The sequence below is a fragment of the Pseudomonas sp. Leaf129 genome (assembly GCF_001423465.1).
Taxonomy (GTDB): Bacteria; Pseudomonadota; Gammaproteobacteria; order Pseudomonadales; family Pseudomonadaceae; genus Aquipseudomonas; species Aquipseudomonas coleopterorum.
The window spans coordinates 1,233,381-1,245,507 of the sequence record NZ_LMOC01000001.1; the positions used below are offsets into that span (position 1 = coordinate 1,233,381).

Here is a 12,127-nt window from a genome sequence, read left to right on the forward strand (position 1 = left end):
CCAGCCGCGGGTCAACGATCGGTGAACATCCGTCACCATTCAGCCCTGATTGACACCCTCGGGCACCAGTTGATCCTCACCCAGGAAACCGCCGCTCTGGTGCTGCCACAACCGGGCATAGATGCCGTTTTTGGCCAGCAATTCGGCGTGGGTGCCCTGCTCTAGAATCCGCCCTTGATCCATGACGATAAGGCGATCCATGGCAGCGATGGTCGACAGGCGATGCGCGATGGCGATCACGGTCTTGCCCTGCATCATGTGATCCAGGCTTTCCTGGATCGCCACTTCGACTTCCGAATCCAGCGCGCTGGTGGCCTCGTCGAGCAACAGGATCGGCGCATTCTTGAGCATCACCCGCGCGATCGCCACGCGCTGGCGCTGGCCGCCGGACAGCTTGATGCCGCGCTCGCCCACCAGGGTGTCGTAGCCACTGTGGCCCTGACGGTCGCTCAATTGGCTGATGAATTCGTCAGCCTGAGCGCTCGCCGCGGCGCTGCGTACTTGCTCGTCGGTCGCATCGGGACGGCCATAGGCGATGTTGTCGCGAATGGAACGGTGCAGCAGCGAGGTGTCCTGGGTGACCATGCCAATGGCGCTGCGCAGGCTGTCCTGGGTCACGTGGGCGATGTTCTGCCCATCGATGCGGATCTCGCCGCTGTCGACATCGTAGAAGCGCAGCAGCAGGTTGATCAGCGTCGACTTGCCCGCCCCCGAACGCCCCACCAGGCCGATCTTCTCGCCCGCGCGGATGTTCAGGCTCAGGCCGTCGAGCACCTGACGTTCACCGTTGTAGTTGAAACTGACGTTGTCGAATGTCACTGCACCGCCTGTGGTGCTGAGTTCGCCGGCATTGACCGCGTCCTGCACCTTGGCGCCCCGGGTCAGGGTGCCCATGCCATCCTGCAGGGTGCCGATGTTTTCGAACAGCGAAGTCATCTGCCACATGATCCAGTGCGACATGCCGTTGATGCGCAAGGCCATGGCCGTGATCGCCGCCACGGCGCCGGTGCCGATCTCGCCCAGGTGCCAGAGCCACAGGGCATAGCCACCGGCCGCCATGAGCAGACCGACCACCAGCGCCTGATTGACGATCTCGAACTGGCTGACCAGACGCATCTGGCGAAAGCCGGTGTTCTTGAAGTCTTCCATGGCCGCGCGGGCGAAATGCGCCTCGCGGTTGGAATGGGAGAACAGCTTGACGGTGGCGATGTTGGTGTAGGCATCGGAGATGCGTCCGGTCATCGACGAACGCGCATGAGCCTGCTCCTGGCCGACCTTGCCCAGGCGTGGCACGAAGTACCACATCGCCAGGCCGAACAGAATGAGCCAGGCCACGAACGGCAGCATGAGCTTGGGCGCGAAGCCGCCGGCCAGCGCGATGATGGCGATGAAATACACGCCGATGCCGGGCAGGATCTCGATCAGGGTGAACAGCACGTCGCGCACGGCCAATGCCGTCTGCATCACCTTGGTGGTAACCCGTCCGGAAAACTCGTCGGAGAAGAACGACAGGCTTTGCCGCAGCATCAACCGGTGAAAGTCCCAGCGCAGCCTGAGCGGCAGGTTGATCGCCAGAATCTGGTGCTGAACCATGGTACGTAGCGCGACCAAGGCGATGCTGCCGATCATGACCAGCCCCATGCCCCACAGCACACGGCTTTCCTGGGCGGCAGCCTCGCCGCCCTGCTGCCAGGTGGTGAGCAGGTCGACGACCTGGCCCAGGAAGGAAAACAGCCAGGCTTCATAGATCGACACGGCGGCGCTGAGGACGGCGAAGGCGATGATGTAGCCCCGCGCACCGCGGGTGCAGGCCCATAGAAAGCGCGCCAGACCGGTTGGCGGTGGTGGCACTTCGTCAGGTGGAAAAGGGTCGAGCCTGCGTTCGAATGCGCGAAGCATGGGGGTCTCCATTGGAATCAAGTGGCGCAGATTCTGCCACTTAATGACCGCCAGGTGGGTCGCAATGGATGGCTTTGCCAACAATGGCCTGGTTCTGGATCCACGTGACCAGCTCTTCGGCGGGCATCGGCATGGCGATGAAGTACCCCTGCCCCTCGTCGCAACCCCAGCTTTTCACCGCGTCGAAATTGGTCTGGTTTTCGATACCTTCGGCCACGACCTTGTAGCCCAGGCGCTGGGCCAGGTCGATGAGCGTGATGACCAGGCGCCGGTCCCGTTCCTCGTTCTGGATGTCCTTGATCAGTGAACGGTCCAGCTTCACCGAGGTGGCCGGCAATTCGCGCAGGTAGGTCCAGTTGCTGTAACCGGTGCCGAAGTCATCGATGGAAATCTCGACGCCCAGTGCCCGCAGGCGCGTCAGCTGGTTGCGGCATTCGGCGGGATTTTTGATCAGCGCGCCCTCGGTGAACTCGATCTCCAGCGTCGTGGCCTCGACACCATGGCGTATGAGCGCCTGGATCAGCCGGTCGGTGAAGGCCGGCCCCTCGAGGTCACAGGGGCTGACGTTGATCGCCACCTTGAAGTCGTACCCGGCATCTCGCCACTGCCGCGTCTGCTGGATGGCCGCCTCGACCACCCAGACGCTCAACAGACGGATCAGATCGGTCTTTTCCGCGAGCGGCACGAACTCATCCGGCCCGATCGAGCCCAGGGTCGGATGGGTCCAGCGCAGCAACGCCTCGACCGCACAGCAGCGTCCACTGGCGAAATCGATGCGCGGCTGGAACACCAGCCCCAGTTGCTCGGACTCTTCCAGGGCATAGGACAGCGAACTGAGCAACACGAAGGCACGCTGCTGGGCGATGTCCAGCTCGGCCTGGTACCTGGCCCAGCCGATGCCCCGGTCGCGTGCGTAATCGGCAGCGCTGACCACGAGGCGGACCCAGTCGCGGTCGTCAAGGGTATGGCGGTCGAGTTCCAGCGCGCCCATGCCGATCTGGGCGCGAATGGGAATGCCATCGTGCTCGACCGGCAGGGCGAATGCCGTGGAAAACTTTTCGTACAAGGTCGACAGGCACTCGTCCCGCGGCTTGATGAACGCGAAGCGCGTGAGGCCGATTCGATAGAGCACGCACTCAGGCCCGATCAGGCTGGCCACCCGGCGGCTGATTTCACTGACCAGGTGCTGGGAAAACGAATAGCCCAGTGCCTTGACGATATCGTTGACGAAGCCGGGCGAGAGGAAATCCACCGCGATCAGCAGCGGCTCTTCGCGCTGACTGAGGTGGCGGTGAATGTCTTCTTCCAGGCGGATGCGGTTCATCAGGCGCGTGGGCCGGTCAATGAACGATGCGGCACGCAAGTCGTGCAGCCGCAGCACCACCAACTGGGACAGATGATGCAGGCTTGCTAGCTGAGCCGCCGACATCGGCGGGCGCGGTTTCTGGTCGATGACGCACAGGCTGCCCAGGGCGAGACCGTCGTGGGTCAGCAACGGAACGCCGGCGTAATAACGGATGCCTGGTGCGCCTGTGACCAGTTCGTTGTATCGAAAGCGTGGATCGAGGTGGGTGTCCGGAATTTCGAAGAAGTCATCGACCAGAATGGTGTGGCCGCAGAACGACACGTCTCGCGATGTGGAAGTCGCACTGATGCCGATCTTGGCCCGGAACCATTGCTGCTGCTCTTCGAGAATGGAGATGATCGCGATAGGTGCGTCGAACACCTCCACGGCCAGGGCAACGATCCGGTCCAGCACCTCATCATTGACCGCATCGCGGTAGCACAGGTCGGCAACACGCCGAATGCGCTCACGCTCGTTGTCTGGCAAAGGTGGAGCGAAATGGGTCATCACTGTGGTCGTTGCCCGATGGTCAGTCGCAAGGGGAATCACTCGAAACGAGGCTGCATAGGATGTATCGGCAGCCTTTCCCCAAACTGTATACGGCTTTGCGCAAAGCGTTCCACTGCCCTTTGTCCGCCTAGACCGCGCCGAAGAAGGCCACCTTCTGCGATAACCGATCCGCCAGGCGCGCCAGCTCGGTGCTGGCGGTGGCGACCTGTTGCGAGCCGGTGGCCGACTGCACCGTCGAGCCGTGGATCCGTGTGATGTTCTGCGAGACATCGTCGGCCACCGCGCTCTGTTGCACCGAAGCACTGGCGATCTGCGCGTTCATCAGGTTGATCGCGCCCACCTGCTCGCTGATCTTGGCCAGGGCGTCCTGGGCACTGCGGGTCTGGGTGACGGTCTGCCCGACCAGTTCACAGCTGCTGCGCATGGTCTGCGCCGCCGCTTCGGTACCCGACTGCAGGGTGCTGATCATCTCGCGGATTTCTTCGGTGGACTGCTGAGTGCGGTTGGCCAGTGAACGCACTTCGTCGGCGACCACCGCGAAGCCACGACCATGCTCGCCGGCGCGAGCGGCTTCGATCGCGGCATTGAGGGCCAGCAGGTTGGTCTGCGCGGCAATCGAATTGATCACATCGATGACCGACTCGATCTTCTCGCTGTGCCGCGAGACCTGGTCAACGGTCTCTGTAGTCTGTTCCAAGGTCACCGCCAGTTGCTCGATGGCTTGGGTGGTGCTGGCTACCAACCGGTTGCCGCTCTCCACTTCGACATCCGCCAGCCGCGATGCATCCGCAGCCTGTGCGGCGTAACCAGACACTTCACTCACGGTCGCCGCCATCTGCGTGATGGCCGTGGCCACCTGCTCTGCTTCGCGGGTCTGCAGGCGGATGTGAGCGTCGTTGGACGTCGAGGTGGCGGACAGCTGTGCAGAGGAGTGATTGACCTCCCGCGCGGCAGTGCGCACCTGCTCGATGGTTTCGGCCAAGTGGCCCAGCGCGGTCTTCAACACGCCCATGACGCTGCCGGGGTGTTGGGTGACGATGGTCTGGTTGAGGTTGCCCGCGGCCAGTTGCTCGATGGCCAGCGCCACCTCGGCCGGCTCGGCGCCCAGTGTCGACTTGACGAAGCGAATGATCACGATCGACAGCACGATGCTCAGCAACAGCGCGATGCCGGTCGCCACCAGCATCAGCGTGCTGAACTGACTGGCTGTGGCCTGCACTGCGCCTAGCTTGGACTTGATCGAGGCCTCCTCGTAATCGATCAGCGCATTGATGCGTTTGAGCCATTCGCTGTAGTCGGCCGAGGTCTGGCGCAGCAGCAAGGCCTGCGCGCCCTGGATATCACCGGAGCGTCGCAGGTCGATCAGGGTACGGCTGGAGTCAAGGGTCTGGCGCTCGATGCTCTTGATCGCACCCAACAACTCGCGCTCTTGGGGCGTCACGGAGGCCTTGTCGTAGAGCTGATCCATCGGCGCGGCCGAGTCGATGTAAGCCTTTTCCAAGGTGGCCACTTCCGCCAGGTGTTTTTCCAGGTCACGGTCGTTGTCCACCAGCACCGCATCACGGATCGCGATGGCCCGGTTGTGCACACTGCCGCGGAAATTGATGGCGTAGCGCTGGATCTTGGCGGCATTTTCGCTGACGTCACTCAATGTCGAGTCGATGAAGGCGACCCGTTGAATGCCGATGGCAGTGATCATGATCAACAAGGCAAGGATGGCTGCGAAGCTCAGGGCTATGCGCGTGGCCAGGGACAAGGGTCTTTTCATGGGAGGCTCGGCAGTAGTCCCGGCGAGGACTGAATAGGTGCGCGATGCTGAACTGCGATCACGCCGACGTGGCGGACTTTACGGCGCCACCGATCCAGAAACCAATTGCAATTTCACTGAAAAATAATAGCAAAATGCTATCAAACTTATGAAGCCTGCAACTGTATCACGCACTTGACAGGTAAAACGATCGCTTTACACTCGATTCATGGACAAACGAACTGAAATTCTCGCCGGCGCCGCCCGTACCTTTGAAACTCAGGGACTGCGCGGTGTTGGCATCGATCAGGTCCTTGCGCCCTCAGGTGCTTCGACGCGTACCCTCTACAAACACTTCGGCTCACGCGACGGTCTGGTGATGGCCGTGCTCGAAGACCGCCATCAGCAATTCATGGCCAAACTGGCCAGCGAGCGTGCAGACGGCGGGGCGATCGCATCCCTGTTCGATACGCTGGCGCATTGGGTGAACGCGCGCGGTGCCAGCGGCTGCATGCTGCTGCGCGCGCGCAGCGAATACGCCCAGGCCAACGAGGCCATCGTCGCGTTGGTACGCGAACAGAAAGCCCAGTTCCATGCCGAGATCGCAGCCCGCGTAGACATCGATCTTGGCCGTGAAGACGTCGCGCTGGCCTTGCAGGTCTGGCTGCTGTTCGAGGGGGCCACGGCCGCCGCCACGGTAGCAGGCACGGCAGTGATCGAGGCGGCCAAACAGGCGGCGCTAACCCTGATGGCGTGTGCCAAAGCCGCTCGGTCATGAAGCGCGGCCTCAATCTGGTCGCGGCCGCTTTCGCCCTCACCGCGCTTTCATATGGACTGGCGCGCTTCGCCTATGGCCTGTTGCTGCCGCAGATCCGCGCGGAGCTGGCGCTGGACGCGACCGCCGCTGGCTGGATCGGCAGCGGTGCCTTTGCCGCTTACTGCGTCGGCATCGTCCTGACGTTCGTCTGTAATGCTCGCTTCACGCCCCGTGCCCTCGCCGCCTTTGCTGGCCTGACCGCCACGGCTGGCATGGCTTGCATCGTGGTCGCCACGTCAGGATGGACGTTGGGCGCAGGCGTTGCATTGGCGGGGCTGAGCACCGGCTTGACGTCTCCACCGCTGGCGAGCGCGGTCGCCGTGCACTTCGTCGATGAAGGCCGGGCCAAGGCAAACGCCACGATCAATGCCGGTACGGCCGTCGGCATCGTCTTCTCGGGCGCTGCAGCGGTCATGACGGTGAGTGCATGGCGTGAGCTGTATGCCCTGTTCGCCCTGATCGGCGCCGCAGTCACGCTGTGGCTGTGGTTCGCCCTGCCGAAGGCGCGGAGCAGCGAAACCACTGCGGGCTTCTCGCTGCAGATCCTGCGCCGCCCAGGGCTGGCAGTGCTCTGTGCCAGCGCCTTCGCCATGGGCCTGTCGAGCACCGCCATCTGGACGTTCGGCGCCGACATTCTGCGCGGCACCTTTGGCCTGAGCGACACCGGCATCGCCTGGGCCTGGATCGTACTGGGGACTGCCGGTGTCAGCGGCGCGGCCACCGGTGTATTAATCGAGCGTTTCGGCACGGCACGGGTCCACGTCTTTTCGCTGCTGGGTATCGTTGCGGCGATCCTGACCCTGGCGGCAAGCGGATACAGCCTCGCCTTCGGCTTCGTGGCAATGGGCGTATTCGGTGCTGCCTATATCGTGTCGTCCGGCACCTACCTGATCCAGGGCATCGCCCTGCTCCCGGATCGACCGGACCTGGGCCTGGGATTCCCGTTCCTGTGCCTGGCGCTGGGACAGGCAACCGGCGCTCCGCTGTTCGGTGCAACTCTGGATGCCGTGGGGGTCACAGGGGCCCTTTTCGCCTTCGCCCTACCGGCCGTGGTGGCGATCTTTCTGAGGCCTCGAGTCGGCTAGAAAAATCTTCACCCGGTCGCACCGCTGCATCAGGAACTTACGCCCGTTTCGCCCACTCAGTTCTGTACCTGCCTGCCCTCATCCGAGACCACTGCCTTGGCCACATCTGCCACTTCGCGGCGTAACGCGCTGTCTCTCGACGGCCTGAATTTCTTCCTGGCCGATGTCCGTGACGGGCTCGGGCCGTATCTCGCGATCTACCTGCTGGCTGTGCACAAATGGGATCCCGGCAGCATCGGCCTGGTCATGACCCTGGCGGGGCTGGCGGCGCTGTTGACCCAGACCCCGGCGGGCGCGCTGATCGACCGGACCCGACGCAAGCGCGCGGTGGTCGTTGTCGCCGCCCTGCTGGTCACTGCCAGCTGCGTGGTTCTGCCGTTCATCACCTCGTTCGGCCTGGTCGCTGCCACCCAGGCACTGGGCGCCATCGCAGGCTCGGTGTTCGCACCGGCCATCGCCGCCATTTCCTTGGGCATCACCGGCCCGAAGGCGTTCACCCGCCGTACAGGGCGCAATGAAACCTTCAACCATGCCGGCAACGCTTTCGCGGCTTTGCTGGCGGGCGGTTTTGCCTACCTGTTCGGACCGGTCGCGGTGTTCTATCTCATGGCCGCCATGGCGCTGGCCAGCGTGGTGGCGGTGAGCTGCGTGAAAGCGGACGCCATCGATCACGACGTTGCGCGCGGGCTGGAAGCGCATCACCAGGACGGGCACGACCAGCCCTCAGGTTTCAAAGTGCTGCTCGGCAACCGCGCGCTGCTGGTATTCGCGGTCAGCTGTGCGCTGTTCCACCTGGCCAATGCGGCCATGCTGCCGCTGGTCAGTCAGAAGCTGTCACAGATCGACCTGAGCATGGCCACGCCGCTGACCTCGGCCTGCATCGTCGCCGCGCAACTGGTGATGGTCCCTGCGGCCCTGCTGGTGGGTGCGCGGGCCGATCAATGGGGCCGCAAGCCATTGCTGCTGGCAGGTTTCCTGATTCTGCCGATTCGCGGCGTGCTCTATACGTTTTCCAATGACCCTTACTGGCTGGTCGGCGTGCAACTGCTCGACGGCATCGGTGCCGGCCTGTTCGGCGCACTGTTTCCACTGGTCGTCAAAGACCTCACCCACGGCACCGGGCGCTTCAATGTCAGCCTGGGCGCGCTGACCACCGCATTCGGCCTGGGTGCCGCACTGAGTAACGGTCTGGCCGGTTTCGTCGTGCAGGAAGCCGGTTACAGTGCAGCCTTCCTCACCCTGGCTGGTGTCGCCGGCGCGGCCTTCCTCCTGCTGCTCACCGCCATGCCTGAAACCCTGCGCCGCGACACCGAAGAGGAAGCCGTACCTTGCCCCACGCCAGTCTGATCATCTGGGGCGTCAGCCTCTTCGCCACCTTGGGCATCATCACCCGACCCCTGCAGATTCCCGAATACGTCTGGGCACTGGCAGCTGCGATCGGGTTGGTCGCAGGTGGTCTGATCGCCTGGTCGGCGGCTCTGGCCGCAGTGCTCAAAGGTGCCGATGTCTACCTGTTTCTGGTGGGCATGATGCTGCTCGCCGAACTGGCCCGACGCGAAGGGCTATTCGACTGGCTGGCGACCGTTGCCGCCCGCCAGGCCCGTGGCAGCGCACAGCGACTGTTCGATCTGGTGTTTGCGGTGGGCACGCTGGTGACCATCTTTCTGTCCAACGACGCCACGGCCGTGGTGCTGACACCGGCGGTGTATGCAGCCACACGGGCAGCCAAGGTCAACCCGCTACCGTATCTGTTCGTTTGTGCGTTCATCGCCAATGCCGCCAGCTTCGTGCTGCCGATTTCCAACCCAGCCAATCTGGTGATATTCGGCGAGCACATGCCGCCGTTGCTGGAGTGGCTGGCCATGTTCAGCCTGCCGTCGCTGGCGGCCATCGGCATGACCTACCTGGTGCTGCGCCTGACTCAGCGACGGCATTTGCAGCAGCGTCTGGAACTGATCGAAGAACTGCCCCACCTGAGTATGGGCGCACGACTCACCGCCGCCGGGCTGGGCGTCACGGCCGTGGTGCTGCTGACCGTATCGGCGCTGGACGAAGCCTTGGGCTTGCCGACCTTCCTGGCGGCCTTCGCCACACTTGCGCTGGTGCACCTGTACAAGCGCAGCAATCCCTGGCCGGTCTGCAAGGGCGTGGCCTGGGGCGTGCTGCCATTGGTGGCCGGGCTGTTCGTGCTGGTGGAAGGCATCGGTCAGACCGGGGTGACCGCACACCTCGCCAGTTGGCTGGAGCAGGCGGCGAAGCAGGCGCCGGAACAGGCTCATTGGTGGGCTGGAATACTGGTCGCCATAGCCTGCAATATCGGCAACAACCTGCCGGTCGGCCTGCTCAGCGGATCCATCAACGAGCTGGGCCATCTGCCGCCCAATGTCACCGGGGCGCTGGTGGTCGGCGTGGACCTGGGCCCCAACCTATCGGTCACCGGCTCCCTGGCGACCTTGCTGTGGTTGATCGCGGTACGCCGCGAAGGGGTGCAGATCAGCGCCTGGACCTTTCTCAAGCTGGGCGCCGTGGTCATGCCCCCGGCCCTGATCGCCGCGTTGTGGCTGCTGTGAGAATTATCCGGAAGGCGTCCTTCAGAACTTCACGCTGGCCGTGAGCCGCGCCGTGCGCAGCGCACCCTCTTCCACCTGCAGGGTGCTGCTGCCGGTAGTGGCCGGGTAGTACTCCTTGTTGAACAGGTTGTCGATGTTCAACTGCAGACGCGTCTCGTAGCCCTGAGTCGGCAGATCCCACCGTACGAAGGCGTCTGCCAAGGTGTAGCTGTCCATCCAGAAGCTATTGGCGTTGTCACCCGGCCGCTCGCCCACGTAACGCGCACCAGCGCCTACATGCCACTGACCGGTCTGCGCCGGCAAGGCCAGATGGTGGGTCAGGTACAGGCTGGCCGTGTGCATCGGTGCATTGGGCAGACGATTGCCCTCCTGCTCGGGTGCTTCGGCGTTCTTCAGCACTTCGGTATGGCTGTAAGCGTAGGTGCCGATCATGCTCCAGTTCTGCGCGATCTCGCCGGTCACATCCAGCTCGATACCCCGTGAGCGGGCTTTACCGACGGCTTCGTCGAGGCTGTCGCCATTGCTCTGCAGCACGCTGTTGACCAGGTTCTTCTTCTCGATGTCATAGACCGCCAGGTTCACGTTCAGCGCCGCGGTCGGGGTGTACTTGATCCCCGCCTCATAGCTGCGACCCTCGGTCGGCTTGAAGCTGTTGCCCGCGTCGTCGGCATCGTTGGGCACGAAGGAACGGCTGTAGTTGGCATACAGCGCCACCGTTTCGCTGGGCTGGTAGACGATCCCGCCGAACGGAATGAATTCATCGCCATTGGAGTCCGCACCGGGTGCGTACGAGCGGCCCAGACCCTGGTCGCTGTACTGGTCCCAATGCGCCTGACGGCCACCGAACACCAGGATCCAACGGTCGTTCAAGTGCCAGTTGTCCTTGAAGTACAGCGAGGTGGTGACCAGGTTGTTCTCGGCATTGCTCTGCGCCGCACTGACCGTGGTCGGTTCGGCCAGACGGCCATAAACGGGGTTGCGGATGTCGATGTTGCCGGCGGCGGTGTTGGCGTTGCGGTAGGTCTTGCCGCGGTATTTGTCCAGCGACTCGTTGTCCACGCCCACCACGATTTCGTGGCGCTGGCCGAACAGCTGCTGATCGCCGATCAGATCCAGCGCGGTATAGCGGCTTTCATAGTCGTAATGGCCGCCGTTGGCGATGCGTCGCAGCGTGTTGCCGTTGAGGGTATTGGGCTGGGCGATGGCGAGGCTGTAACGGTCCTCGGTCCAGCCGTAGGTCAGGCGGCTGCGCCAGGCATCGCTCAATTGGTACTCGAACTTGGCGGTGGTGCTCTGGCTGATGCCGACTGTCTTGGCCCAGCGCTCGTCGAGGCGGTCACGGTAGCTGATGTCGGCCGGCCGCCCGCCGACGAACACGGTGCCGCGATCGAAGGGACTGGCATAGTCGTTGTAGGTGTAGGCCAGCGAGGCGCTGGCGCGCTCGCCGACCCAGGTAATCGACGGCGCGATCAGCGTATGTTCGTCGGTTCCGTAATTGCGCCAGTAATCCTCATGACTGCGCTCGGCCACCAGTCGGTAGGCCAGATCGGTATCGCCCAGCGGGCCGGTGGTGTCCACCGACAGCGAACCGCCGCCCTCGCTGAAACCCGAGGCGCTGAGGGTCGTGCTGCGGGTGAACTGGGGCTGCTTGCTGACGACGTTGATGACCCCGCCCGGTTCCAGTGCGCCATACATCAGCGACGCCGGCCCCTTGAGCACCTCGACATGGTCAGTGGTCGCGCCCAGATTGCGGCCGATGGCCGAGCGAATACCGTCGCGCAGGATTGAGTTGTCATCGTTGCTGCCGAAGCCGCGCTTGATCAGCGCATCCTTGGTGCCGCCCAGGGTGTTGGTCTGGGTGACGCCGCTAACGAAGCGCATGGCGTCGTTGAGATCCTTGACCTGGTAGTCGTCCAGCGTCCTGGCGGTGACCGCATTGACGGTTTGCGCTTCGTCGCGATTCTGCGTGGCGCTCTTGCTCGCCGTTTCCCCACGGGCCTGGGTGTAGCTGTCGGCGCCGTCAGCTTCGCCGGTGGCCTGGATGACACTGGAAGGCAACTCTGTGGCTGCAATGGCCAGGCCAGGCAGGACTGAGCACAACAGCACCCACGAAGGGGCCCGATTCAACGACTTGACCACGCATGTAACTCCGTA

Annotated in this window: 8 protein-coding genes; 4 read left to right on the forward strand and 4 right to left on the reverse strand. The window is 63.5% G+C overall.

Translation table 11 applies throughout. From position 1 onward, the window contains the following. Nucleotides 1–39: 39 nt before the first annotated feature. From ASF66_RS05315 to ASF66_RS05325, 3 genes are all read right to left on the reverse strand, one after another. Nucleotides 40–1,899, reverse strand: coding sequence for an ABC transporter ATP-binding protein (locus ASF66_RS05315; protein WP_056843021.1), 1,860 nt, complete (start codon nucleotides 1,897–1,899; stop codon nucleotides 40–42). 40 nt (nucleotides 1,900–1,939) lie between these two features. Beyond that, nucleotides 1,940–3,751 (reverse strand): putative bifunctional diguanylate cyclase/phosphodiesterase, encoded by a 1,812-nt coding sequence (locus ASF66_RS05320; RefSeq protein ID WP_056843022.1) that lies wholly within the window; start codon nucleotides 3,749–3,751, stop codon nucleotides 1,940–1,942. Between the two features lie 130 nt (nucleotides 3,752–3,881). Further along, nucleotides 3,882–5,522, reverse strand: coding sequence for a methyl-accepting chemotaxis protein (locus ASF66_RS05325; RefSeq protein ID WP_056843023.1), 1,641 nt, complete (start codon nucleotides 5,520–5,522; stop codon nucleotides 3,882–3,884). A gap of 208 nt (nucleotides 5,523–5,730) precedes the next feature. Between ASF66_RS05325 and ASF66_RS05330 the strand changes: the two genes are divergently transcribed. The 4 genes from ASF66_RS05330 (at nucleotide 5,731) to ASF66_RS05345 (ending at nucleotide 9,973) form a co-directional block, all read left to right on the forward strand. Then, nucleotides 5,731–6,279, forward strand: a complete 549-nt coding sequence (locus ASF66_RS05330; RefSeq protein WP_056843024.1) for a TetR/AcrR family transcriptional regulator — start codon at nucleotides 5,731–5,733, stop codon at nucleotides 6,277–6,279. Beyond that, on the forward strand, nucleotides 6,276–7,403 hold the full coding sequence (locus tag ASF66_RS05335) for an MFS transporter (RefSeq protein WP_056843025.1): 1,128 nt from the start codon (nucleotides 6,276–6,278) through the stop codon (nucleotides 7,401–7,403). Before ASF66_RS05330 ends, ASF66_RS05335 begins: the two co-directional genes overlap by 4 nt. Before the next feature lie 96 nt (nucleotides 7,404–7,499). Continuing rightward, nucleotides 7,500–8,750, forward strand: a complete 1,251-nt coding sequence (locus ASF66_RS05340) for an MFS transporter (RefSeq protein ID WP_056843026.1) — start codon at nucleotides 7,500–7,502, stop codon at nucleotides 8,748–8,750. Further along, nucleotides 8,732–9,973: an arsenic transporter gene (locus ASF66_RS05345; RefSeq protein WP_056843027.1), complete on the forward strand. Its 1,242-nt coding sequence runs from the start codon at nucleotides 8,732–8,734 to the stop codon at nucleotides 9,971–9,973. Before ASF66_RS05340 ends, ASF66_RS05345 begins: the two co-directional genes overlap by 19 nt. Before the next feature lie 21 nt (nucleotides 9,974–9,994). On the opposite strand, the gene ASF66_RS05350 is transcribed toward ASF66_RS05345, so the two are convergent. Continuing rightward, on the reverse strand, nucleotides 9,995–12,079 hold the full coding sequence (locus ASF66_RS05350; RefSeq protein ID WP_442962757.1) for a TonB-dependent siderophore receptor: 2,085 nt from the start codon (nucleotides 12,077–12,079) through the stop codon (nucleotides 9,995–9,997). Between the last annotated feature and the right edge of the window lie 48 nt (nucleotides 12,080–12,127).

Bases quoted from the DNA above. Each gene is read 5' to 3' on its own strand.
- ASF66_RS05330 (WP_056843024.1), top strand. From the start codon at position 5,731: ATGGACAAACGAACTGAAATTCTCGCCGGCGCCGCCCGTACCTTTGAA.
- ASF66_RS05335 (WP_056843025.1), top strand. From the start codon at position 6,276: ATGAAGCGCGGCCTCAATCTGGTCGCGGCCGCTTTCGCCCTCACCGCG.
- ASF66_RS05320 (WP_056843022.1), bottom strand. From the start codon at position 3,751: ATGACCCATTTCGCTCCACCTTTGCCAGACAACGAGCGTGAGCGCATT.
- ASF66_RS05315 (WP_056843021.1), bottom strand. From the start codon at position 1,899: ATGCTTCGCGCATTCGAACGCAGGCTCGACCCTTTTCCACCTGACGAA.
- ASF66_RS05325 (WP_056843023.1), bottom strand. From the start codon at position 5,522: ATGAAAAGACCCTTGTCCCTGGCCACGCGCATAGCCCTGAGCTTCGCA.